At 45.8% G+C, this 25,259-nt stretch carries 24 protein-coding genes; 1 reads left to right on the plus strand and 23 read right to left on the minus strand.

Features of this window, described 5'->3' with window-relative positions:
• Positions 1-52: 52 nt before the first annotated feature.
• The 23 genes from PHU49_00160 to PHU49_00270 form a co-directional block, all read right to left on the minus strand.
• The gene (locus PHU49_00160) at positions 53-1,372 is read right to left on the minus strand and encodes an ABC transporter ATP-binding protein (protein MDD5242404.1); all 1,320 of its coding nucleotides are present in this window, start codon (positions 1,370-1,372) and stop codon (positions 53-55) included.
• Positions 1,373-1,380: 8 nt separating this feature from the next.
• The gene (locus PHU49_00165) at positions 1,381-2,109 is read right to left on the minus strand and encodes an acylneuraminate cytidylyltransferase family protein (GenBank protein MDD5242405.1); all 729 of its coding nucleotides are present in this window, start codon (positions 2,107-2,109) and stop codon (positions 1,381-1,383) included.
• Between the two features lie 65 nt (positions 2,110-2,174).
• The gene (locus tag PHU49_00170) at positions 2,175-2,918 is read right to left on the minus strand and encodes an SDR family oxidoreductase (protein MDD5242406.1); all 744 of its coding nucleotides are present in this window, start codon (positions 2,916-2,918) and stop codon (positions 2,175-2,177) included.
• On the minus strand, positions 2,915-3,916 hold the full coding sequence (locus tag PHU49_00175) for a Gfo/Idh/MocA family oxidoreductase (protein MDD5242407.1): 1,002 nt from the start codon (positions 3,914-3,916) through the stop codon (positions 2,915-2,917). Before PHU49_00175 ends, PHU49_00170 begins: the two co-directional genes overlap by 4 nt.
• Before the next feature lie 6 nt (positions 3,917-3,922).
• Complete coding sequence (locus PHU49_00180) at positions 3,923-5,218, minus strand: aminotransferase class III-fold pyridoxal phosphate-dependent enzyme (GenBank protein ID MDD5242408.1); 1,296 nt, start codon at positions 5,216-5,218, stop codon at positions 3,923-3,925.
• Positions 5,219-5,239: 21 nt separating this feature from the next.
• Entirely contained in the window at positions 5,240-6,412 is a 1,173-nt protein-coding gene (locus PHU49_00185; GenBank protein MDD5242409.1) for an iron-containing alcohol dehydrogenase, read from the minus strand.
• Between the two features lie 460 nt (positions 6,413-6,872).
• Positions 6,873-8,861, minus strand: a complete 1,989-nt coding sequence (locus tag PHU49_00190) for a B12-binding domain-containing radical SAM protein (GenBank protein ID MDD5242410.1) — start codon at positions 8,859-8,861, stop codon at positions 6,873-6,875.
• A 15-nt stretch (positions 8,862-8,876) separates the two neighbouring features.
• Complete coding sequence (locus tag PHU49_00195) at positions 8,877-9,554, minus strand: class I SAM-dependent methyltransferase (protein ID MDD5242411.1); 678 nt, start codon at positions 9,552-9,554, stop codon at positions 8,877-8,879.
• On the minus strand, positions 9,551-10,630 hold the full coding sequence (locus PHU49_00200; GenBank protein ID MDD5242412.1) for a sugar phosphate nucleotidyltransferase: 1,080 nt from the start codon (positions 10,628-10,630) through the stop codon (positions 9,551-9,553). Before PHU49_00200 ends, PHU49_00195 begins: the two co-directional genes overlap by 4 nt.
• Before the next feature lie 18 nt (positions 10,631-10,648).
• The gene (neuC, locus tag PHU49_00205) at positions 10,649-11,824 is read right to left on the minus strand and encodes a UDP-N-acetylglucosamine 2-epimerase (protein MDD5242413.1); all 1,176 of its coding nucleotides are present in this window, start codon (positions 11,822-11,824) and stop codon (positions 10,649-10,651) included.
• 120 nt (positions 11,825-11,944) lie between these two features.
• Positions 11,945-12,958: an N-acetylneuraminate synthase gene (neuB, locus tag PHU49_00210; GenBank protein MDD5242414.1), complete on the minus strand. Its 1,014-nt coding sequence runs from the start codon at positions 12,956-12,958 to the stop codon at positions 11,945-11,947.
• A 5-nt stretch (positions 12,959-12,963) separates the two neighbouring features.
• Positions 12,964-13,584 (minus strand): acetyltransferase, encoded by a 621-nt coding sequence (locus PHU49_00215; protein MDD5242415.1) that lies wholly within the window; start codon positions 13,582-13,584, stop codon positions 12,964-12,966.
• Positions 13,581-14,675, minus strand: coding sequence for an aminotransferase class V-fold PLP-dependent enzyme (locus PHU49_00220; protein ID MDD5242416.1), 1,095 nt, complete (start codon positions 14,673-14,675; stop codon positions 13,581-13,583). Before PHU49_00220 ends, PHU49_00215 begins: the two co-directional genes overlap by 4 nt.
• Entirely contained in the window at positions 14,665-15,648 is a 984-nt protein-coding gene (locus PHU49_00225; protein MDD5242417.1) for an SDR family oxidoreductase, read from the minus strand. Before PHU49_00225 ends, PHU49_00220 begins: the two co-directional genes overlap by 11 nt.
• The gene (locus PHU49_00230) at positions 15,645-16,013 is read right to left on the minus strand and encodes a MarR family EPS-associated transcriptional regulator (GenBank protein MDD5242418.1); all 369 of its coding nucleotides are present in this window, start codon (positions 16,011-16,013) and stop codon (positions 15,645-15,647) included. The genes PHU49_00225 and PHU49_00230 overlap by 4 nt, the downstream gene beginning before the upstream one ends.
• 446 nt (positions 16,014-16,459) lie before the next feature.
• Positions 16,460-17,566, minus strand: coding sequence for a glycosyltransferase family 4 protein (locus PHU49_00235; protein MDD5242419.1), 1,107 nt, complete (start codon positions 17,564-17,566; stop codon positions 16,460-16,462).
• Between the two features lie 117 nt (positions 17,567-17,683).
• Positions 17,684-18,832 (minus strand): UDP-N-acetylglucosamine 2-epimerase (non-hydrolyzing), encoded by a 1,149-nt coding sequence (wecB, locus tag PHU49_00240; protein ID MDD5242420.1) that lies wholly within the window; start codon positions 18,830-18,832, stop codon positions 17,684-17,686.
• Between the two features lie 19 nt (positions 18,833-18,851).
• Positions 18,852-19,586 carry a methyltransferase domain-containing protein gene (locus PHU49_00245; protein MDD5242421.1) on the minus strand — a complete coding sequence of 245 codons (735 nt, stop codon included), beginning with the start codon at positions 19,584-19,586 and terminating at the stop codon, positions 18,852-18,854.
• A gap of 6 nt (positions 19,587-19,592) precedes the next feature.
• Positions 19,593-20,891 carry a TldD/PmbA family protein gene (locus PHU49_00250; protein MDD5242422.1) on the minus strand — a complete coding sequence of 433 codons (1,299 nt, stop codon included), beginning with the start codon at positions 20,889-20,891 and terminating at the stop codon, positions 19,593-19,595.
• A gap of 3 nt (positions 20,892-20,894) precedes the next feature.
• Positions 20,895-21,344, minus strand: a complete 450-nt coding sequence (locus tag PHU49_00255; GenBank protein MDD5242423.1) for an N-acetyltransferase — start codon at positions 21,342-21,344, stop codon at positions 20,895-20,897.
• Positions 21,337-22,941 carry a DNA repair protein RecN gene (recN, locus tag PHU49_00260; GenBank protein MDD5242424.1) on the minus strand — a complete coding sequence of 535 codons (1,605 nt, stop codon included), beginning with the start codon at positions 22,939-22,941 and terminating at the stop codon, positions 21,337-21,339. The genes PHU49_00255 and recN overlap by 8 nt, the downstream gene beginning before the upstream one ends.
• A 2-nt stretch (positions 22,942-22,943) precedes the next feature.
• The gene (locus tag PHU49_00265; GenBank protein ID MDD5242425.1) at positions 22,944-23,795 is read right to left on the minus strand and encodes an NAD(+)/NADH kinase; all 852 of its coding nucleotides are present in this window, start codon (positions 23,793-23,795) and stop codon (positions 22,944-22,946) included.
• Positions 23,792-24,841, minus strand: coding sequence for a hypothetical protein (locus PHU49_00270; protein ID MDD5242426.1), 1,050 nt, complete (start codon positions 24,839-24,841; stop codon positions 23,792-23,794). Before PHU49_00270 ends, PHU49_00265 begins: the two co-directional genes overlap by 4 nt.
• A gap of 152 nt (positions 24,842-24,993) precedes the next feature.
• On the opposite strand from PHU49_00270, the gene PHU49_00275 reads away from it, so the two are divergent.
• Positions 24,994-25,259: hypothetical protein (locus tag PHU49_00275; GenBank protein MDD5242427.1), on the plus strand; the 266-nt coding region annotated here is incomplete at its 3' end.

Genomic DNA, 25,259 nt, shown 5'->3' on the forward strand with positions numbered 1-25,259 from the left:
CGGAGTGCCTGCGGTAAGTCAAACTCATTGATGTAATCGACGGTATATTCCCTCACAAGGACTTCCGCCATACAGTGGTATTTCCATAATCATCGTTAGTAGCCAAGCCTATAGACTCAAGCTGGTCCAGGAATATGGTATCGGCATCAAATGTGTAACTCCAGTGCATATCTCCATGATAGTCAAGGTTTTCATGGATGTAAAGATTAGTTTTTGTTTTAAAACAGAAATAAGGTTGCGGCCCCCAGCAAGGCTTATCGGTTCTTACTGTAAATAATCTATTTGTTAAAGAAACCTTAAATGAGACAGGTTTTTCCTTTTTAAGATTCAGTGCTGCACGCATAGCCTGCAAAGCACCTGAGTTCTTAATCTTTACATCCGGGTATTTTTTGTGAACTTTCCTGACCAATTTATAACAATGGTCTATATATGGCCGCACCTCCCTTTCATCGTGACTGACGATAGCCATAATAGTCCGTTTATCGGAATCTGCCCTTCTAAAGGCCTTTTCTATCTCATACTCATCGATTGCCCTCAAGCGTGAATTGAGGTTGAGACACCTTGCTATATATCTTTTCATACCCCCTTTTATCTGGTAATCATAAAAATCCGGGTGATAGACCTCCCACTCGGATGTTGCCCTTCTCCAGTCGCCGTATCGTCCGGTGCCCACATCTTTCTGCAGTTCAGCGTAGCGTTCTTTATCTTTTTCCACCCCCTGGTTCGCAAAGTCAAAAGGAATCCACTGTTCGAGAAAGAAGTTTATATCAGGACGTTCACAATGAAAACCGGGACGGAATGCAGCAGGAAACCACCCATGGTCGATTACGCGACGACTCAATATCTGGAGATGCTCATTGGTATAAGATAAATTATTGGAAGACTTGTGAGCTTCTCTTAAGAAAGATACTGGATGAAAATGGAAATGTGTCTCATCGTGCTTACAGTTATATTCTTTGAGTTTATCCAGATAATGTTCAAAAACGACATTGTAACCAAGTGCCCGTCTTCTTGGATTAACCTTGTATCCAACGTGGTCAAGAATAAACCAGTTAAATATACATCCGTTATCAAAATCGTCTTTGTATTGTTTTCTCCATTTTTCAGATAATATTTCATTGAGCATTCCGTCGACCATATGCCAATCTGTGTTATAGTTGAGCCTGCCATCGAAAGAGACAAAATGTTTTACCAGAGACCTTATATTTGCAGGTATGCCTTTTCCGCTTTGTAATTTACGAAGATTTTCAACTGATGGAGGAATGTTGAGCCCAAAGATCTTTTTTATCAGATCAAAGGTTGCTTCCAGCGGTTCGTACAACGGCCCTTCAGTATCAACACAATGGACAATATACAGTATTTTATCTTTCATGACCCTCCTTAACCTTTCTCTTTTTTCAATAAACGTTCTCCCAAAATAGCTTCAACGGCAATAAAGTCGTATATGTCATCGATTTCGTAGCACTGCCATCTCTCTATAAAGAGAGGTATCGTCCTTTTGGGATAGAATGTGCGTTCATGAAACAATGAATGTATACTTGAAAGATAAATGACCCCATATGGGAAAAAGGCATCTTTCAATTCCTGGCGTCTCACAACATTTTCAGCATTTTCCACAAACGACACCATATATCCATGTTTTTCAATTTTTTTTGCGACCCATGGATGTTCGAGTGTTATCTTGCCAAGGCTCACCAAGCTGTCAGCGCTGTCACCGGCATCAACCAGTGTTTCAATCGCCCTGTCTATATCACCATCTTTTCTTAGGGGTGATGTCGGCTCGAGTAGTGCGATATAATCGAACTGCTCGCCTCTATCCTTCATAAAATTAATCGCGTGTATAGCAACATCAACCGAATTTGCATGATCGCCGGCCAATTCATTTGGTCTTAAAAAAGGAACTTCAGCGCCGCTGTTTTTTGCGATCTCCGCGATCTCTTTATCGTCTGTGGAAACGATGATCCTGTCGAGGTAATTGCTTGCCAGCGCCTTTTCGATTGTCCATGCAATGAGGGGCTTACCCAAAAGCGGTTTGATATTTTTCCTTGGGAGCCCTTTACTCCCTCCCCTCGCTGTTATAACCGCCAGAATTCTTCTGTCTTTATACATATAACCTCACATCAACACTATCAAAGCTATCAATCATTCTGCAATCTGAAATCTACAATCGCAAATTAATATATCGTCCATCCCCCGTCGACGAGGAGGTTCTGGCCGGTGATATATTTGGATTTGTCGCTCATGAGAAATTTCACTGCCTCAGCAACATCGTCAGAATCAGCCATCTTCCCAAGCGGTGTCCTTGACGCGTAGGTCTTCGCGAATTCGCTCCCGCCTCTCTGCGAATCTCCGACCCCGCCAGGTGATATGGCGTTGCACCGGATACCCCATTTTCCATATTTTGCGGCTACCCATTTGCAGAAATGGATCATCCCGGCCTTTGCAACCGCATAAACCAGTGGTGACGTGATATTCATGCCTTCGTATATCTGAAATGTGGGCGCCACAACACCTTGGATTGAGCCTATGTTGATAATGCTCCCGAACCCTTGTTTTTTCATGAACGGGATTACTGTCCTGGTGAGTAAAAAGCTTCCTACCAGGTTTACATCGAGAACCTTACGAAAGGTTTCAGTCGAATAATCATCAAGTTCGTTGGCAAACCCCGGGGGCTGGCATGACGCGTTATTGATGAGTCCATGGACCTCACACTCCATCGATGCCAAGTGGTCCCGCAATCTCTTGATGTCTTTCTCATCCGAGATGTCGCATTGGAATAGTTCACCATAGATCTTTTTATCGTCCGGGGTCTCTTTCATGTCGAGCAAAAGTATGTCATAGCCTTCCCCTTCCAGCGCCTTTGCGTAACTCTGGCCCAGGACGCCAAGACCTCCTGAAATTATAACCAGCTTTTTCATGAAACAATCTCCTTCATGGCAATCCATTTCTCTTCCCGGTCAGAAACCTCGATAGCCCGAATGACCTTCATCGTGTCAACAGCATCGGCAATGTCCACCGTGCTTTTCTCCCTGCCATTTATTACATCGATAAAATGTTTCAATTCATCTGTATAGGTCGTATTAAAATCATAACCGGGTCCTACTGTAAAAATCTCTTTAGAACCGGAGCTTTCCTTATCAAAATACGATACATTTCCTTCGGCCGGATTCCACTTCCATTCAAGGGTCCCATTTTCAGCAATGATCTGTCCTCCCCTTAAATATTTATGTGAAAGATAGTCAAGATGGATCTCCACCACAGAACCATCTTTATACTTCATTAACGCGGAACAGATATCGTCCGTCGATATTTCGAGGTCACTCACTCTGTTCACATATCCGACCACCTTCTCGGGACAGCCTATCAACCAGAGCGTGTAGTCTATATCATGAGCGAGCTCCACGTGAACTCCTCCGCCAAGCTCTTTTTTAGCGCTTGTTGATTCGCGGTAATCAACACCCTTTCTCCAGTATGGGAGATAATAACCAACGTAGATCTTCGTTGCATAAATCTTTCCTACGTTCGGCAAAAAATCTTTAATAAACTGTATGATAGGATGATACCTCAGGTTAAATCCCATCTCATAGGAGGTGAACTTGTTGGATACTATGATCTCCTGCATCTCACTGGTTGACTTAAGATCATGTGTCGGTGGTTTTTCGAGTAAAAAGGGGATACCATGATGAATTAATTCCTTCACATCATCCAGATGCTTCGTTGTTGGTGAGCAGATGATAACACCATCAATACCTTTTTCGCCTTCGAGCACGTCTTCGAGTCTATAATATTCTTTCAGGCCCTCTTTGTTCTCATTACCTTTTGAATGCCTGAGGAGGACAGCCTGATGACCCATAGAAATTACATTTGCGGCGTGCCTTTTCCCTATTGAGCCATATCCTATGACGAGAAACTTCATGTTGTCTTAATTGGACCGCACGCTAAAAGCACTTATCGGCTTCCCTTCGATCTTATCCCTGAGACTTCCATCATCTATCGCCTGTTTCAGCAAGGACATTACTTCGTCATATACCTTCAGCGTGCGGTCTATGTGTTTTTTCCTGTGTGCGAAACATATATGGTGATAACCAACGAAAAGAACTCCCCGCTTTATGCACTCCTGCTGTATAAACGATCTGATCTCATTAACGGTGAAACCCTTGTAATCGACCATTACAAAATGTGTCATGGGAGCGAATCCCACAATGTTCATAAATTCATGGAGGTTGTGTTTATTAATTATCTTCCTTATGCCTCTCTTGAGGATATCCCCGATCTTCCAGTTTTGCTCAATGACCTTATCCCTTTCAAGTATCTCTATCGTCTTCAGCGCCGCATTAAGGGAGGCCTTTTCTGTTGCGTAGGAACCGGAGAAAAAACAATTCTCATCTTCAAACTGTTTCATGAGATACTTTTTACCGGCCAGCACGCTTAACGGAAATCCGTTAGAAAGTCCTTTCGCAAAAACCGCTATATCAGGCACAACGTTAAAGTACTTCTGTGCTCCGCCTATATGGAGGCGAAAACCTGTCTTCATCTCGTCGTATATCAGTACAATATTATTTTTCTCGGTCAGCTCTCTTATTCTTTCCAGGTAACCTGTCTTTGGTTCATAATTGATAACAGGCTCCATGATCAACGCTGCTATCTCATCGCCTTGAGCATTAATTGTTTTTTCTATTGCGTCTATATCGTTATAGTTATGCGGCAAGATCCATTCTGCCATGACCTTGGGAATGCCTTTGTTGCGGGGCGTTGAAACGATAAACCAGTCATGGAAACCGTGGTAACCTCCGACGGTCATGATCTTCAGCTTCTGCGTGTAATTCCTGGCAAGCCTTATTGCGCCCTCGCACACATCCGAGCCGTTTTTACAGAAACGCACCATCTCGGCGCAGGGGATGATATCGATAAGCCTTTCTGCCAGCATGGACTCTTCCGGCGAAGAGACCGTATAAACGAGCCCTTCGTCTATCCCCTTTTTCGCAGCCTTGTTCACCTCGGCGTTTGCGTAGCCAAGGATGATTGGCCCAAGCGCCATCGAGTAATCAATGAGCTCGTTGCCGTCTACATCGTACAGCACGCATCCCTTTGCCGATTGTATGTAAAGCGGCGAAGCGCCTATGACAAAGAGGTTCGGGTTTTTGCTGAAGGTCGAGGTACCCATCGGGATAAGGTTCAGCGCCTTCTCATAGATCTCCATTGAACGGTCAAATTTCATGTTATCTCCTCTTAACTGGGTTTATTTAAGCGAATAGATCGTTTCCTCTATCTCTTTAATGCCGAACGGCACCGGGTTCTGTTCAAAGGCCGCCTTTAACTGCATCGAGTTGTCGATAATTAATCTTAAGTCTGCCTCGGTCTTCACGCCAAAGCCGTTAAGGGAAGTAGGTATGCGAAGCTCCTCGCAGAGCCTTACGATCTCGTCTGCGAAGCGGAGCGATTTCTCCTGCACGGGTATGGCCCTTTCTTCAAAAACAAGGTCGAAGAGTTCCGCGTATTCAGCGTAACCGGCCTTTACATTACGTTTTATCACTGACGAAAGGAATACGGAACCTGCAAGGCCGTGGGGTACATCGAAATAAACCCCAAGCGGGTAACTCAGCGCGCCTGCGGGGCCTGCCCCTGCATTCATCAACGCAATGCCCGCACACCCGCTTCCAACAAGCAGGTTAAGCTTTGTTTCATTGGAGAAGTCGCCCTTCGCGATCTTTTTCAGATTTTCAAACAATAACTTAAATGCCTGCCGTGAAAAATTCCTCGACAGTGCCGTCGCATTCTTCGCCACAAAGCTTTCGAGCGTGTGCGTCATGGCGTCCATCCCCGATGAAGCGTATATGTTGAAGGGACAACTGTCGAGGAAATGCGGGTCATAGAGTGCAAGCCGGGGATAGTTGTATTCAGTGTTAATGCCAAATTTCCACTTCTCCTTTGTGTCGATAAAAACGGCATAAGGTGTCACCTCGCTGCCCGTACCGGCAGTAGAAGGCAACGCAATAACCGGCAGAGGCACATTCTTTACCTTGCCGAATCCCCTGTAATTGATCGCATCTCCCTTATTGGTCTTAAGTGTCGCAAGGCCTTTTGCCAGATCGAGCGTGCTGCCGCCTCCGATCCCGACAAAGCAGTCCAGGTCATGCGCTTCGAATTGTACTTTCACCTGATCGAGATAATCATATGTAGGCTCAGGCATCTCGCTTACGAGAAGAACAACTTTCGCCAACTGTGCCTTCATAAGCTCGATGATCTCTTTTACATATACATTGTTCTCATAAAGCCCGCTGTCGATCACCAGCCCGGCCCTGCTCAACTCAAGGTCTTTTAAACGGTTCGGCAGCTCCTTCGCCATCTCGTTGCCGACAAGCATCTCCGTCCTCACGATAAAACGAACATTCTCACGTAGATAATCTTTCATCAATTCCCCTTTCGATATGTTTTTCCATTATGGGCAATTCTTAAATCCGTATGTATGAATGAAATCCTAAATCCGAATTTCTAAATCCTAAACAAATTCAAATGTTCAAAACTGCAGGAAACATGCACCTGCTTGGAATATTTAATATTTGAATTTTGATATTGTTTAGTGCTTCGTGCTTAGAATTTCGATATTACGTAAAAAATAGTCTACCCGGTCATATAATGAGAGCATGGCGCCGGGATATCCCGGAGCAAACCGTCGTGAGGCAAGGAAGCTTGGTCTTTTGCGAAGCAAAAGTTCCGAAGCCGAACGCGAGCGAATGAAGCCGCAGGAGCGGAATGAGCGTGTTTGCGGGGGATGTCCCGACGCCATGCTCATCCTTACGGAGGAAAGTCCCGGATACATCATTTTCACTCTTCGAGGGTGCCGTGCAAGCTAGGATTTTTTAATATTACCATCACATCTCTTTTATTTCATAGTATAGATCGGTGATGCGCATATGCTCGGTCATCTTCCTCATCGTAACGTTCATATTCTGATGCCGGTACTGATCGAGCAGCACGTTCAAGGCCTTCTCTTTCTCTTCGGGAAAATAGAAGAATTCTTTGTTCTTCCTCTTTTCGAGGTCGCCCTCATACCTGTTCTTCCTCCATGCGAGGATGTCATATGCAAACTCTACTTCCCTGGTTGCACTGAAATCTATTCCGTCGCTGAAATCGAGCAATGCATGTGAAGCAAATGTAACTAAATCATCAATCTCGCTTTTCCAGGCTGGCAACATCTCTGAAGCCACAGATCCGACATACGAATCAAAATCCCTCTTGCATTCCAGGATAACGCGCCATGTATATTTCCCGTTCATCTTTCCCACACCACCTTCCCGGATGAAGGTAAAATTATCGGGCTTGCTGTAATAACTGCGAAGACTCTCAGGGGTATCAAACCACTCATCCCTTGCTTCATCCCGGAAATCGCTGAAGATAGAACGGACCGACTGCGGTGCATCTCCTGAATTTTCTATAACCGCAACAATGAAATCAACGGGGTTGATCCCTTTCGAATAGATAAATTTCATCAGATCGAAATAACACCGGTAGTTCCAGAAAAACTGGATAAGCCAGTGGACGGGACGGAAGAAAAGGATCTCTTCTTCGGACATGGTCGACGTTGACCTGATGCCCTCTTCGCATTCGAATGACAGGACATCGTCGTATTGTCCGAACGCGCTGTCGATAAGGCGGAACTTCGTTGCAAGCTCAAATCTTTTTCGTTCTTCGGGAAGTGTCAGCTCGCTTCCATCGATGAGGAGGCAGTTATAACAGATTATATAGCTGACATCCCAGTCAAAGATCGTCCTCAGGCTTGTGAGGTGGCTCTTTTTCGTCTCCCCCGGAAGCGCCAGAATGATCTCTGTACCTGAAACTCCACCGGCTTCGTTGACATGATCAACGATCTCCCGGAAGTATTTGCTCTCGATGTTGCTCCTCTTGATGTTTTTTAACGCCACCGGGTCAAGCGATTGTAAGGATGAGACGAGATATGTCGCCTCTCCCATTATCTCCGCGATCTCAATGCTTCTTTTTGTTTTGACCCAGTTAATCGTGCATCGACGGGGATAGTCCCTGGTTTGCTGGAGAAGCCTGATGCGTTCCGCGATCTTGATGTCCCTTTTGGAGATGCCGAAATTAGCGTCGGCAAAACAGAGGAGGTTAGTTTTCTTTACGTGATCCGCGATATAGTCCAGTTCATCCAGTACCCTGTTTATATCGTACAGTTTGACCTTGTGCTGGGACACGAGTCCCTGGGCGCAGAAGGTACAGGTAAAAGGACAGCCCCTGTTCGTTTCAATGATCGGGATCAGATCATAATCGAAGAACTTATCAAGCGTGCCGGTAAGGTAAGGTGATGGAACGCTGTCGAGGTCCTCTATTCTTTCAAGCCGTCTTCCGCATACCGGTACTCCATTGAAAAATACGCAGCCGTCTATCGCGGCCCCTTTGCTTTTTGCAATGTCCGCGCTGTTTTCGATAAACCGCCCAAGCAGGTTCGCAAAGCCTACCTCTCCTTCGTTTATAACGTAAAAATCAACCATCGGATTTCTCTTGAAAAATTCGCCGTAGCCGTCATCGGTCTGGTTGATATTGGGGCCGCCCCACACTACCATAGTCTTGTTGTCAACGGATTTTGCAAGTTTCGATACTTCATTGTTCAGGTTGGCGCTCCAGCTATAATTGCTTAAGCCAAGGATGTGCGGCGGATCGATCTTTAATCTTTTTATGAGTTCTCCGGGGTATTTAAAAAGTTCGATATCCACCTCATTGCCAAAAACCTTTTTTGCGTATGATGCAAGAAAACCGATATTAAGCGGGAACATATAGGACCCCCCGCCGAGAAAGTTGTGGACAAGGTCACCGAGATATATATGTAACTTTTTATTGTTTTTCATGTGATACCTATCAAATCATTTCTCAGCATAACCGAGGAGCTGAACCTCTTTTGAAAATCTGATCAGCTTTTTGAATTCTGTCAGTTCTGTCGTCTGCGTATATTTTAACGGCATTAAGGCAAAAAGTCTCGTCAGGCTTTTGCAGAATGGGTTTTTCCATGTAAAAGGAAGGTGATAGAAGTGCTCAACGAAGAAATTCCTGAAATCGAACATCTTGAACATGTCCTCCATGGATGCCCTGGTAAAGGGTGTCTTATGGGTGTAGTCATCATAAAAGACCTTGTAATTCTTTTTCCAGTCACAGGTCGTTGCGAGGAATGATCCTCCCGGTTTAAGTACCCGGTATACCTCGCTCATCAGGTGATCGATATTACGGATATGCTCGATGGCTGATTTCATCATGATCACATCGAAAAAATTATCTTCAAAAGGGAAAGACTCATGCTCGATATCTGCAACGGCAACGTTGAGTCCCTTTTCTTTTGCCACAGTGTCCATATCAATCCCGTAGACCTCAAAGCCTATCTTCCGGAAGATATCCATATGTTCACCCCTGCCGCAGCAGAGATCCAGCAGCTTGCCCGATCTTCTTCGGAAATAATGATCCGCCAGATGGTTGCAGAATTTTTCCGGGTATAATGTATGGGGCCTTAGTTCTTCATTGTAATGGACTGTGGTATAACGGTTTTTCATGAAATGCTTAAACCTCCGAATTGTTCAACGCTCTTTTTGTACTCTTCCCATTGGCCGATATCGATCCATCCTCCGTATATCGGATAGACGACGACTTTCTTCTGCGCGGATACGACCTCGATGAGTTCGTTCATATCCATGTGTTTTTTGCTGTTAAAATATTTCAGGATCTCGGGCTCCATCACGTAGACGCCTGTATTGATGATCGTATCGTGGACCGGTTTTTCTATGATCCCTTCAAGGACCCCGTTGCTCATGTGGAGAACGCCGAAGGGGATCTTGATCTCGTTATGACAGCCGATGATCGTGATTGCTGCGCCGTTGGATCTATGCCACCTCAGGACATCGCCATAATCAATGTTCAGAAGCGAGTCGCAGTTCGTCACAAAAAATGTCTCTTTAATGGTATCCTTAAGGAGAAACAGGCTGCCTGCGGTGCCGTAATAATCATCTTCCTCGACCCAGTCGATCTGATAAGGAAGTTTTGCCTCCCTGAGAAAGAGCTTAATGTATTCCTTTTTGTAATTGAGGGAATAGGCAAACCGGTAAAAACCGAATTTATAGAAGCTCTCCATGATAAGCTCAATAACAGGCTTATTCCCTATGGGGATCAACGGTTTCGGAAGTATCCGCGTAAACGGATCCATGCGCGTGCCCTTGCCTCCTGCCATAACAACAACAGGGTTTTCAAAGACCTTTTTCGGTTTTGTCCCTTTCCCTTTTCCGAGGATATCAGTCCAGAGCAGGACGTCAATGATCACATCCTCGTTGTCTATGACGGGTATCTGTTCGATCTTGTTCTCCACCATAAGTGTTTTGACGTACTGTTTCAGATTTGGTGTACCTTCTTTCACGGCGGTGAATTGACGGTTCATAACCAGTTCGACAATATCCGTAAATTTAAGCCCATTGATGAGGCCTGTCCGGATATCGCCATCCGTTAGTGTTCCGAGAATAGCCTCCCTGACATCGACAACAAAAAGTATCCTCTCCGATGTTTCGCTAAGCCGCTGCATGGCCTTTTTGATTGTCGTATCCGGCGGGACAAGGAGTGATTTCAGTTTTATTTTATCCATACTGCACCTTTATTGCCTTCATTGGGGCATCTCGTGGAATTGCTTTTTTACTATACCGCTTAGATCTATTATCTTCAGTGTCTGTACGATCTTTTCGCTGGCATTACCTTTCCCGTAAGGGTTCTTGAGTCCCTTTAACGACCTCTTGAAATCATCGCTTGTCGCCTTATTGATGGCCTTCACGATATCCTTTTTCCTGCATACAGGGACATCGATGATGTTCTCCGAACGGGTCCTGCCGCCCTGCCTGTCACCGATATTCACCACGGGCAGCCTGAATGAAGGCGCTTCAACGATACCCGATGATGAGTTTCCTACCATAAGGTCTGCATGTTTCAGGAGTGATAGGTATCGCAACTGGCCGAGGGATGCAAACATCTTTGCCCTGCTGCCGTTTTCCAGGACAAACTTCTCCAGCAAGGTCTGTATGGCCCTTCCACCGGGGTCTGCGTTTGACATGGTAATGACCCAGAAGATGCCCCTGATCTCAGAGAGCGCCTTTAAAAGTTCCCGCACCTGGGATTCAACAGGAAAATTGTCAATGGTCTCGGGGTGGAACGTGACAATCCCTGTCTTACCCTTTTCAGGTAAACCGAGTTCCTCGATAATCTCCTTCCTGTTCATCAATTGCAGTTTATAGATATTATCCAGTCCCGGGGCACCAAAACAGTAAACCCTGCCGGGGCTTTCCCCCATCTGTATGATCCTGTCGGCATACCTTTTCGCTGCGGGAAAGTGAATGGAGCTCATCTTGGTGACAGCGTGGCGGAACTGCTCATCCATGACACCTTCCGTGGCCTCTCCGCCGTGGATATGGGCAACGGGTATTCTCAACGGCACCGCAGCAGCAGCCGCGGAGAATATCTCGAAACGGTCGCCGAGGACAAGGATGATGTCCGGCCTTAACCTCTCGTAGGCCCTTGCAAACCCGGTAATGCCCACGCCCATCGAGATAGCGGTCGATACCCCCGAGTCCGAGGAAAGGAGCATCTCTACCCTGTCGGCAATCGGAAATCCGTCCTTTTCGATATCTTTTACGGTATTGCCAAACTCGGCAGACAGGTGCATTCCCGTAACAATAAGCTGCAGCTCAAGTCCGGGATTCTCATGGATGCACTTTATGACCCAGTACAGCAGGCCATACTCTGCCCGCGCCCCCGTGACAACTGCTATCTTACGTTTTGGTTTCTTCATATAGTATAGAGCAGTATATCGTATTTCGTATATCGTATATCGTAAAAGGCCTTAAAGGTCTTTTGCTGTTCACTATATACGATCGACGATATACGAAATACTGCTGCTCTTGTCCTTCCGTCATACCTCTATCAGTTCGTCCATCCTGAAATTCCGCTTTGCCTTTTTGCCGATCACTTTGTACCACATCATAGGATCAATGCCGGTACCCGGTCGTTTTGTCGTGATATTCTCTTCTGAGAATGCTTCGCCTTTTTTAATATCCATTGACGCTACGATACTCTTTCGCGCAATGGCCCTGTTCTTTATCTCAGATGGTGACGGTCTTTTGATCCCGTTGCCGAGGGTCTTTTCAATATTCCTTATGGCAACAACCATCGCTTCGAGTTCTTTCGGTTCGAGGGATGCCATGTGGTCAGGCCCTTTCATCTTCCTGTCGAGGGTAAAATGTTTCTCGATGACCTCTGCGCCGAGGGCAACGGCTGCGACAGGAACCTCTATCCCCGGCGTGTGATCGGAATAGCCCACCTTCACGCCAAATCTCTTTTTCATTGCGGTCATCGCAAGCAGGTTCACATCTTCAAAGGGTGTCGGGTATTCAGTATTGCAGTGGAGCAGCGTGATATTATTTTTCGCAGTACCTGCCTTGATAAGCACCTTCAAGGCCCTGTCGATCTCTTTCATGTCAGCCATCCCCGTGGACATGATGATCTTTTTTTTCATGCCTCCGATCTTTTGCAGGTAAGGCAGATTCGTTATCTCGCCTGAGGGGATCTTGAACATTGCAAGACCGAGATCGTTGAGGAGATCGATGCTCTGCATATCAAAAGGGCTGGACAAGAAATCTATACCTTTCCTGCTGCAGTATCCAAGAAGTTTTCGATGTCCATCGGCATCGAGGGCAAGCCTCCTTAACATATCGAACTGCGAACCCTTGTCCCCTGTTGTCCTCTTCTGATATTCCGCCTTCGGGGCATTTCCGCATGCAATCTCTTCCGGCACAAATGTCTGGAACTTGACGGCATCCGCTCCTGCCCTTGCTGCCGCGTCGATCATCCTCTTTGCAATATCGATGTTCCCGTTATGGTTCACACCCGCTTCAGCGATGATGTATGTCCGTTTTTGTGCAGCCAATGTCTTTATTTTTCCTGATAGATCTTGCTGCCGGGCGGGAGGTTCGTGCTCACGTTTATACCGCTGTTTACGAGCGAACCCTCGCCGATCTCTATATACTGCTTCGTGCTACTGTTGCTTCCCAGAAATGTCTTCGCCCCTATTATCGTACCGCCGTTCACCACCGCTGCCGTCGAGATATGGCAGTGGTCCCCGATGACGGCGTCGTGCTCGATGATCGCGCCCGTGTTGATTATGCAGTTCCTGCCTATCTTTGCCCCGGCGTTTACCACAACGTTATGCATGATGATCGTCCCCTCGCCGATAACGCTGTGTCGGGATACATGGGCGCGCGGCGAAATGATCACGGGAAGGTTTACACCCAGTGAATTTAAAAGGTGGAATTTTTCTATCCTCACATCAGCGTTTTTAATCTGGCCGATGGTGATAAAAAAATACCGGTATTCTTTTGCCAGACGGTTCAGGTCGTCGTCGGTTCCTATAATGCGGTATCCAAGCACATCCTGGCTAACCTTTTCAGCCACATCGATGATCCCGGCAATGTGATATTTCCCTTCTGTTTCGATGACATCGATGCATGACCTGCAATGACCGCCGCCTCCAAACAATATAAGATCTTCCATCATGATGATATGAGCTCCTTTATCGTTTTGCAGACATAGTATACGTCGTCTTCTGTGTTGAGTGTCGAACTGGGAAGACAAAGTCCTCTTTCGTATATCTCACGGGAATTCTCAAATACTCGATTATCGGTTGCAAAGGGAGGGAATTCGGTAACAGGCATAAAGACCCTTCTCGTCGGTATTCCTCTTTCTCTCAAATCCTTCTGGAGCGACGGCAGGTCTGTCTTGCCTTCGAAGGTCACACAGGTAAGCCACCATGAGCTTGCAGCACCATCATACTGACCCTGAAAACGTACATTCGATTTGTCACCAAGTTCTTCACGGTAGATCTCACTGAAACGCCTCTTCCTGTCAGAAAAGTCATCCAGTCTTGCCATCTGGGCCAACCCAAGCGCTGCTTCGATGTTTGTCATCCTGTAGTTGAATCCTATCTCCGGATGATAGTATCCTCTTGATTCGTCACGCGCCTGATTGACAAGAAACTTGATGTGCTCCAGGCTATCCTCATTATTACCGACAACCATTCCACCTCCACCTGTCGTGATCGTCTTGTTCCCATTAAAGCTGAAACACCCCAGATCACCGATCGTCCCGGTATAACGTCCCTTGTATGCAGCACCCAGGCTTTCAGTGGCGTCCTCAATGACAATGAGTCCAGACTTTTTCGCTATCTTCATTATTTCGTCCATATTACAAGGGTTCCCGTAAAGATGCACAGGAATGATCGCCCTTGTCCGCGACGATAAGCACTTTTCTATCTCCTTCGGATCGATGTTCCATGTATCCCTCTCAACATCTGCGAAAACAGGCCTGGCATTTACATAAATTACAGGATTTACTGTTGCCACAAAGGTAAGGGCGGGCACGATAACCTCGTCACCCTCTCCAATCCCCATCTCATAAAGAGCCATATGGAGTGCCGCTGTCCCGCTCTGGGTAGATACTGCCCTCTTTGTATCGAGATACCCTGCAAACTTCTCTTCGAACTCCGACACAAAGGGGCCGAAGGTGGAAACAAAACCAGAGTCGATCACCCTTGTAATATAATCCTTTTCGATCGCGCCCAGATTAGGCGCATCAAGCTCAATGTGCAACAGGGTTCTCCAGTCTCGGTTTTGTATTGTAATATATATCGGCGTCAGGGTCTTCAATGATACCCAATGACAACATATCTACAACATCCTTTACGCCATCCTCTACGGTAAACTGGTTTTTAAGGCCGAGATAACGCTCAAGCTTTGTAAAATCGACCTGGTAATCCCGGAGATCGGTGCCCTTCTCAACGACATCTATCTTGAGATCAGGGACAAACTGCTTTACAATATTGGCAATCTTGATCTTCTGGTAATTTTCGCCGTTAAATCCCACATTAAAGACATTGTTTCGCACCTTCCCGAATTGTTCGATCATCTTTATGATCACCCTTGCCGCATCATAGACGTGGATATAGGGCCTGTATGTATACGGTAAAAAGACATCGAGATACTTCTTTCTGTATGCGTTCATGGCAAAATCATTCACCGTGAGATCAAAGCGCATCCTCGGGGAGGCGCCATAAACAGTCGACATCCTGCAGATTATCCAGTCAATGTTCGATGTCCGATCAATAAGGAGCTTTTCCATTCTTACCTTAGTGTCGGAATAAAGGGAAAGCGGTTTTAGATCCCCTTCCTCCCGCGCAAGCCCTTCGGTTATACCGTAGTTAGAACAGGTGGAAAGAAAAATAAAACCCTTTACGCCCTGCTCCGCAGCGAGCCTGACAATCTCCTTCGCTGCCGCGTAATTTACCCTTTCGGTCAATTCGGGAAATTTATTGCTCGCAGGCTCCCCCACTATCGCAGCGGTGTGGATGATATAATCTACGCCTTCCAGATACGGCTTTAGATTGTGACTTTCCGAGATATCAAACCGGAAAAACTCGTAATTCGGGTTACCCAGGTTTACGAGGGGGACCTTGTTGTCGAAATACAGGGAATCTATTACCCTGACATTATAACCATTGCCAAGCGCAGTATTCGTAAGCACAGAGCCAACATATCCGGCGCCTCCCGTGATAAGTATCTTCATGGGCTCATATCTCCTTCCACCGTACCTTCCTTCTCCGGTACATCCTGTTCTAACACGGATGCATCCTTTTTCAATTCGTCGATCTCCATTCTCAGTCTCTCGTATTCCTCCAGTTTGACCTGCAGGAAGTACTGGGTCTGTTTGACCCGTGCATTGATGCCTTTCGGGGTCAACACATAGATATATGCTGCCTTATTGTATGCGTTTTTAAAACGCTGTGCCTTGACATAACCCTTTTTTATCAGTTCTTTGACAATATAATTGACACTCCCGAGGCTCAACCCTATTCTTTTGGAAAGGTCACGTTGTGAGATAGTACCTTCCACGGAGAATTCTTTCAAGGTTTTAAATTGGGCTTCTTTCATAAAGGCAGCCAAGAGCTGAGAGCTAAGAGCAGAGAGTATAAGCTAAGGACGAAGATCATGGAGTAAAGAGTGAATTTTGCTGGCATTTTCAAAAGTAGATCTCCTTGCAATATTAAGAAATTGCGCAAATTCTTTCTTCGAAACGGAATAGTTTTCGTGTTACTTCAACGGCTCGCTGCCAAATTTCCAAATTTTCAAATCGGAATTTTTTCATTTTTAAAACTCTTCGCTCTCAGCTCTCTGCTCAAAGCTTGCATTTATGGCAGGCTACCGCCGCTGCGTTGTGGTGAAGATGAAGGATAATAATGATTTTCGATATGTTCAACCACTGAACATATTAATCATGACAGCAAAATAAACACAAGTCAAGAACATTAATTGCTTGTATCAAATTATTTTTTCAGGAAGTGACCTGCACGGGGGTCTGTTTTTATTTAAAAGAACTTTTATCTTTTTTTAATATGTTTTTGTAATATATCCTCGAGCATTTTCCCTATAGTCTCTATGGAATATCTGTCCGAGACCTCAAAACCCCTTTTAATGAGAGAATTCCGCAGCGTTTTATTTCCGGCAATATCCATAATGGCTTTCGCGATCTCAACCGGTTTGTGTACATTTACAAAATACGCGTAATCATGGGTCATATCGAAAGAAAGAAAAGGAGAAATCTTTGTTAAAATTACCGGCGTTCCCGTACTCATTGCCTCTACCGGAGGCAACCCGAAACCTTCTATCTCGGTTGAAGATGAGATGAGAATATGGCTTCCCCGATAAAGTTCTGCCATTTCTGTCTCAGAAACCCTTACCAGGAAACGGTCTACCTCTCCATGCCGTCTTTCAGCATCTGAAATATCCGCCGGCGATACCCTTGTTAAAAAAACATCTCTCCCCTGGTCCTTTAAGACCTTCACTGCCGCGAGGATATCCGGTATCGCCTTATACTCAAGATTGAAATTACCCACGGATAGTATCTTCAACGTGCCTGAATAGTTGATCTCGCCCGCCTTTGGGGAAAAGACATGCCGGTCTATCCCATTTGGTAAAAGATTACATTGCATACCGTATCTCTTTTCGACCCCCATGACAAGGTGAGGAGAGATCGCGATCTTTACAGTAGGAAGCCTGTAAAGTGCGTCAAACCTCCTGAGCTTCCTTTTCCATCCAAATATCTTTTTAGCGTATTTCATCCTCGTCAGGACGTCTTTGGAACGAAAAAACTCCGGCACAACATCTCCCCTGATCCTTTCGAGTACATAATCCGGTTCAAAACCCTGCATGAAATGAAAGAGCGGTATCCTTCTTTTTTTGGCAATCTTCCAGAAATCTCTCACGTCTTTTGGTGTTGTAACGACAATACCGTCGGCCTCGGGCACATATTCCTCGCTAAAGGATGGTACGACCTCCGGTGTCACCTTAAACCCCCATTCCTCATCGATGAATCTCGTAATAAGGTACACCGTATGCCCCATCTTCCTGAGGAGTTCTACGTGCTGAAAAAAGACCTTTACCCCCCCTGTCATCCCCACGTGTCTTATCGCGTATATTATCTTCATAGAGAAAACCTCATATGTTGTTGAAACGATAATTTCGAGCGCTCACCGGATATAGAGGACCGGATTCAGGATATAATATCATGATCAACCTATATTACTGTATATCCGATATGCAGATTATTGTAAAACAGAAAATAAGATATCAGCTATTTTTTCTGATGCCTTGCCGTCTCCATACGGGTTCGCAGATCTCGACATCCTCATGTATACATCCTTGTCCTCTATCAGTTCCAACGTACCATTGATGATATTCTTTTCATTGGTTCCCACCATCTTCACGACGCCGGCTTCAATCCCTTCAGGTCTCTCAGTGGTGTTCCTCATCACAAGAACCGGCTTGCCCAGGGAGGGCGCCTCTTCCTGGATACCGCCTGAGTCGGTCAGGATGAGAAAGGACCTGCTCATCAAAAAGACAAACTCTTCATATCCGAGGGGTTCGATAAGACAAACGTTCTTCACTTTACCCAGGATTCTTTTTACAGGTCTTTGCACGTTCGGATTCAGGTGAACAGGGTATACTACTATCACGTCTTTCCTTTGTTCTGCTATCTTTCGCAACGCTTTACATATATTTTCAAAACCTTCCCCAAAGTTTTCCCGCCTGTGGCCGGTGACTAAGATCAGTTTCAAGTTTTTAGTTGAAAGTTCAAGGTCATACTTCTTCCTGAAAAATTCTTCAAAAAATCTTTTCCTGACCCCTGACCCCTGACCACTGACCACTTCCATAAGCGCGTCTATCACCGTATTTCCGGTTACCCATACCCTGTCCTCCGGGATACCTTCTTTTAACAGGTTTGATCTGCTCCACTGCGTTGGGGCAAAATGGTAATCGGCCAACACGCTTAAAAGGTGCCTGTTTATTTCCTCCGGAAATGGGCTGTACTTGTTATATGTCCTGAGCCCTGCCTCAATGTGACCGATAGGGACTTTCGTATAAAATGCCGCAAGCCCTGCAACGAAAGCGGTTGTAGTATCACCCTGTACCAGTATTGCATCCGGCCGTACTGTCCCCAGAACATCTTTGAGACCTTTGAGGGTCTTTTCTGTTATATCAAATAAATCCTGATCTTTCTTCATGATGTTCAGATCATAATCAGGGGAGATCTTGAAAATCGAAAGCACCTGATCGAGCATATGCCTGTGCTGCGCCGTAACACAGACAATCGTAGCAAATCTGGATTTATGCTCTTCGAGCTTATTGATCACCGGCGCCATCTTTATGGCTTCCGGCCTTGTGCCCAGGACTACCAACACCTTTTTTTTCATAAAACCGTTATGTCTCCCCTTAGTACTTTGAGTTGGGGTGGTCGGATCGATATTTTCGTGCAATAAAGATCAGGTCCTCTCCGTCAAGCATTGTATCCGATATATAAAAAGGGTCTTTTGGAAATCTTTTTTTTGTTTTATACCTGATAATGAATTTAATCAAAGGATGCATCCATCTCCATTTCTTTACTGTTTTATTCGTCTCAACCTTTTCTACGGAAAAACCGTATTTTGTAAGGATATGTTTCATCTCACCGTAAAAAACAGGATTGATATGCTGGTGATCGTATTCTTCAAGAACAAATCTCGATTCTCCTTTAATGGGCCCAAAATATCTGAAATAGTCGAGATAACTGCAGAAGAGAAACCTCAGACGCGATTTGATCGTCATCACGTTCGGGGTTGTAACGATCAGACAACCATTATCTTTTAAGAGCCTGGAACATTCTCTGACAAGATGATGCGGGTTCTCTATATGTTCTACCCCCTCGATGCAGATCACATAATCAAAACTATTGTCCCTGAAGGGCAGATTGTCGTTCAGGTCGATCTGGGTAACCCTGTGATTCTGGTATAATATATTGTCTACCTCCAGATCGCCAAGGAAGACTGTAAATCCCATGTCCTCAAGGTCCTTTGAGAAAGCCCCCTGCCCTGACGGGATATCGAGAACAACGCCCTTCCCATTCTTTTCCATGTAACGCAGGATCAACTCTCTCGTGCCGCTTAAGGCATAACTTTTCAGCTCAGTCATTATCTTCTATGTCCCGCTTATCTTGATATCTTCAACAAAAAGGGAGGGCGATCCATAGGTTCCGTAAAACATCATGTCTGTCCCGACTGCCTTTACATTGTTCAATAATTGGAATAGATTTCCCGAAAAAATAACCCCTTTGAAAGGCATCGAGGCGCTGTCCTTGCAGAGATGCCCGATTGCTCCAAGGGAAAAATCGCCTGTGACAGGGTTTGCGGTATGGGTTCCCATAAGTTCTTCTATCACGATGCCGTTCGTGAATGAACTGTGGATATCTGCAACGCCCTGCTCTATAAACATTCCACAGGGACCGCATTTGGGCGGTTCTTTGATGCCCGTTCTTGTTCCATTGCCGGTTGAAGGCCTTCCAAATTTTCTGCCATAATATGAATCATAAAGGAATCCCTGAAAATTACCATTTTTTACAACAACGTTGTCCCGGGATGGTACACCTTCACCGTCAAAATAAAACCCGCCTATCCCTGCTAATCCTGAATCGATGATATTGATCGTGTCAGCAAAGCACTTTTCCCCTTCCCTGTCTTTCAGGCGTGTTTTATTTTTATAAAGGTTCTCTGCAAGAAAAGAGCTTGATAATATACTGAGCAGATCGCAGGAGGCCTGCGGCGTCAGTATGCCTTCGTATGTCCCTGTCGCCAGCTGCCTGCCCGACAGGAAAGAAATGGTTTTCTGTGCAATGCTTCTACCCAGCTTCTCCCCGTCCATTGCACCCCAGTGATGGGACCAGGACCAGTCATACCACGAGACCTCATCTTCATCCTTTGCCACGCATAGCCCGCTGAGAATATAGAGCGTCTTCTTTCCTTCAGCGATCAGTCCTTTTGTATTCATGATCCTTGTCTCAATCTCAATCTCATGGAGCTCGCAGTTACGTGTCGCGACTATTCTTTTGTCATAATCAAGGATTGTCCTTTCCATGTTGAAGAGTGTTTCTTTCTTCTCTGAGTCGTCTGTCCCTTTATAATCGTAAAGGTCTGCAGCGGGGTATTTATCATATCTCCGGGGAAAATCCCGGTCCTCCTCGTAAACCGCAAAAGGGATAAGTTGGATAATATTCCGCGCAAGAGATTCTGCGGCCCTTTCCCCCTGATCATAGGTATACGCAAAGGTCATGCGATTATCCTTGATCCCCCGTAACGCTATGCCTTCTTCTTCTTTCACCTCGAGACCGTAGAGTTCTTTTGCCCTGCTTTCGATCTTTTTGTTTTTCTCTTTGAGATAATAGAATTCATAATTGTCGAAAAGACCCGATACTGCGGCTTCTATCCTTGTGTAGTCAACCATTTGTTATATCTCCAGCATCATCGCTATCTCATCGCATTCCGGGAATTTGGGGCACTTCACGCAATCCGACCATATCTTTTGCGGAAATATCTTTTTATCTGCCCTTTTAAAACCACATCTTTCAAAAAAGTCGACCTGATAGGTAAGAAGGAATATCTTGCTGATGCCATAATCCCTGGCCTCATCGATACAGGCATTGATAAGCGACCTGCCGATACCCTTTTTCCTCTCCGACTCAGTAACGATCAAAGAACGGATCTCCGCGAGGTCTTCCCAGCAGATATGGAGGGCGCCTGTCCCGATTATAGTTCCCTCTTCCTCATACACAAAATAATCGCGCAGGTTATCGTAGAGCTCCCCAAGAGGTCTTGGCAGCATCTCACCGCGGGATGCGGCGTTGTTCACCATGTTATGAATCTTCCTGATATCCCCGATATCGGCCTTTTTAATCATTTCCGATCATCTCCTCAGCCCTCTCTATTGTTTTTTTCGTGATGCCTTCGCCGCCCATCATCCTCGCGAGTTCTTCCACCCGTTCCTTTTTCGAAAGCTCCCTGATCCCTGTCCGGGTTGTACCATGTTCGTAGTATTTTTCCACAAGAAAATGATGGTCGGCATACGCGGCTATCTGCGGCAGATGGGTGATGCAGATAACCTGCTGCCTCCCGGCGAGGTCCTTCAGCCTTTTCCCTACCATGTCCGCCACCTTCCCTCCGATTCCGGAATCGACCTCATCGAATATGAGCGTCTTTTCCTCTTCGCCGCCGACAACCTTCTTGATCGCGAGCATGATCCGCGACAGCTCCCCGCCCGAGGCTATCTTCCTGAGAGGTTTTAAGGGCTCCCCCGGGTTGGTGCTTATCAATAACTCTATATCATCCTTTCCATCGCTTTCAGTAAAACCCTTATCCGTAATATGGATCTTAAATTGCAATCCCTTCATGGAAAGAAAACCCAGCTCATCGATGATAGACCTTTCAAGCTTAACAGAACCCTTCTTCCTTTTCACTGAGAGTTTTTCGGCCAGCTCTTCCACCTCTTTTATCAACACAGCCTTCTGTTTCTGAAGTCCATCGATATCGGAGGAAAGAGAACGCAGGTATTCCAGGCGCTCCTTTGCGGATTCGCTGTATTTCCGGATCGTATCACATGTCTTCCCGTACTTTTCCTTGAGCCTGTATATATCCGACAACCGGTCTTCCAGTATTTGTAATTCTTCGGGGTCAAAAAGCAACCCCTTTTCGATATTGCGTATCTCCAGAAGGATATCCTCAACGTCAAAGGATAACATCTCGATCTTTTTTCTCAGTTCTTCCATTGCCTCAAAAGTACTGAATGACCTGAGCGTGCCCATATAGCCTTTGAACATGCCCTGTGCCGATGATTCACCCTCATAGAGACCATTTGATATTTCTGCCAGGCAGGCGTGGATCTTCTCGGCGTTTTTCAAGGTCTTGAGTCTCTCCCTGACAGACTCTTCTTCACCCTCCCGGATGTTGTGCCTTTCTATCTCTTCGATCTGAAATTCCAGCAGCTCAGTCTCCTTCGTTTTCCCTTCAGCCTCTTTCACTTTTTTTTCCAGCTCAAAATCCGCCTTCCTTAACGCGTCGACCTTTTCTTTGAGCAACAGCTGATCCTTTTCCAGTAAAAGAAGCCTGTCGACGATGAACGTATAATTTTCTTTATTTAACAGATGCTGGAACTCATTCTGACCGTATATGCTGATACTTTTGCTCCCGACCTCTTCCAGCCTGCTTGATATTACAGGGTCATCATTGACAAATGCCTTCGACCGACCCGTCTTCCCGATCACCCTTTTGACAAGGTACTCTTCCTCTCCCCGGAAGAAATGGCCGGTGATCTCTGCCTGCGCTGCATTTGTTCTCACTACGTCACCAGGCATCTTCATGTTCATAAGCGCTGAAAGGGCATTGATGATGATCGATTTCCCCGCGCCCGTTTCACCTGTAATTACATTAAACCCTTCCCCGAACTCAACCCGTAATTCGTCTATTATCGCGAAACCTTTCACCCCGAGAAAGGCAAGCATAGCTACCTTTCACCCCATTTCAATTTAGTCCTCAGGATCTCGAAATATCCTTTGGAAGATGACTTCACAAGGCTGGCCGTGTAAGGAGACCTTTTCACGACCACCTCGTCGCCATATTCCAATGGGAAACCTATCTGGCCGTCGATGGTAAGCAGGACCTTCTCTTCCTTCGATGACAGCACGGCCCTGGCAGTAACGCCCTCGGGCAGTATGATCGGCCTGTTTGTGAGCATATGAGGACAGATAGGTGTCACCATTATATTGGCCAATGAAGGATATATGAGAGGTCCTCCCGCTGCCAGTGAATAGCCTGTCGAGCCTGTCGGTGTAGAGAATATCAGGCCGTCTCCCTTGTATGTCGTCAGGTATTCTTCATTAACATAGGTCTCAATATCGATGATCCTCGCAAGGGCATCTTTGGTAATAACAGCGTCATTCAGAATGGAGAATTCAAAAACATAGTCATTCCCGCGCTTGACGGTAACCAGCAGCATGACCCGTTTGGAAATATCAAAATCGCCTTTTATTACCTTTTCCAGCATGGAAGGCAATTCCTCGACCGATGTCTCGGTTAAGAAACCCAGGCCGCCGAGATTAACACCAAGGATCGGCACCTCTTTCCCCCGCAAATGTCTTGAGGCACTTAAAAGCGTGCCATCGCCTCCGAGGACAATGATCAGATCCGTATCTTCACCAACGTGTTCCAGCTCGAAGGTTTTGTCATAACGCATAGCCTTCGCGGCTACATCATCAATAAAAAAATCGTACTCATGTCCGAAGGAATCCACGATGGTTCTTGCTATTCTTATGGCATCTTCATTGTTCCTCTTGCAGACTATATGGATATTCTTCATATACTGTATTGCTCCTTTACATTGTATCGCTCCTTTACATAGTCCGATAATTCATTGAGGAGTAAAAAAGATCTTTCAACCGTAGCGGTTTTATCCGCGTTCATAAGGTTGCATGTCGCAGGGGCGAGCATGCTGTTTTCGATGATGACATCCATATCCAGACCATTTTGCGCGAGGTGATGCCACATGCTCTCAAGGCGCCCGGCAAGGCTTTTGACATCTTCCCCGGAAAACTCCTCATAACGGGTCGGTACGATGCCCCAGCTTATTATCTTTCCCTTCTCCAGAAACGTTTTCACTTTATCGTATGTGACAAAGAGGTCACCGAAGGCGTAGGCGTTAAATGAAAGGATCTCTATATCGAGCGACAGGAGGAAGTCCCAATCGGGTCTGCCGCAGAGATGAAGCCCGCGGGGTCCCTCGATACCGCTGAAGAAATCCATGAGCTCATTCTTTGCCTTAACGTGATCGTAGCCGCACATCGCGTTAAAAACAGATTCCAGCCCGGGGTCGTCAACCCAGACAAATGCCCTTCGGTTTTTAAGACAAAGCTCTCTGTATTGCACATTCACCTTTTTCTGAATAAAAGAAAATATGAGAGCACGTATATCATCATTATAAACTATAGGTTTACCATTCTCATCTGTTATTTTCAGGGAAAGGCTTACCGGGCTTATAACCTGCCCCCTCACAGACCTGTATGAAGAGAGGTCCTGTTTTAGGAAATGCCTGTAAACACTGGAAAATTTGCTGGAAAACCTGTAAAGCTCAGGGTCATCTTCTTTTTCCAGATATTGAGGCAGATCATAGAGAAATTTTTCGCTGTCTATAAATATCCTCGCATGTTCCTCATCAATAACAACGCCAGGGAACATCTCCATGGCCTGAACATACATATCCTCATAGAAAGACAGCCTGGGTAATTGCGGCCAGAACGGGATATCCATTTGAAGCGCGAGCTCTAATGCTTCCTGAACATTTTCATGAGGCATAATCCCCATAGCCGTCGTGGATAAACCACCGCTGAACTGCAGCCTGCCATGCATAGTAAATCCTTAACAGAAGCAATATAAATTGTCAATCATGGCTCATAGCCTATAAGGTAAAAGGTGAAAGGTTTAAAACATTCGGGGCAAAAATAGTTTGACTCTCCCTCCTGTTTATAGTATTGAAATAGGCCATGAAGTTACCGGGAAGAATGAAGAGTGTTATAGTTGCGTCAGTTTTTATTATTCTCTTTCTCGTGTTCGCCCTGCCTGTTACGCGGGCCGCTGAAGAGGATGACGGCCGGAAAGAGCTGATCATAACAAAAACATTCGAGTATCTGAAAGATAAAAAGGTAAAAGAGAGCGAAGAGAAACTCAGAACCATTGCCGGCAGCGTCTACGAAGAGTCGCAAAGATATGATATCGACTACAGGCTTATACTGGCCGTCATGAAGGTTGAGAGCAACTTCAGGCACGA

Source organism: Syntrophorhabdaceae bacterium (genome assembly GCA_028713955.1).
Lineage (GTDB): Bacteria > Desulfobacterota > Syntrophorhabdia > Syntrophorhabdales > Syntrophorhabdaceae > UBA5609.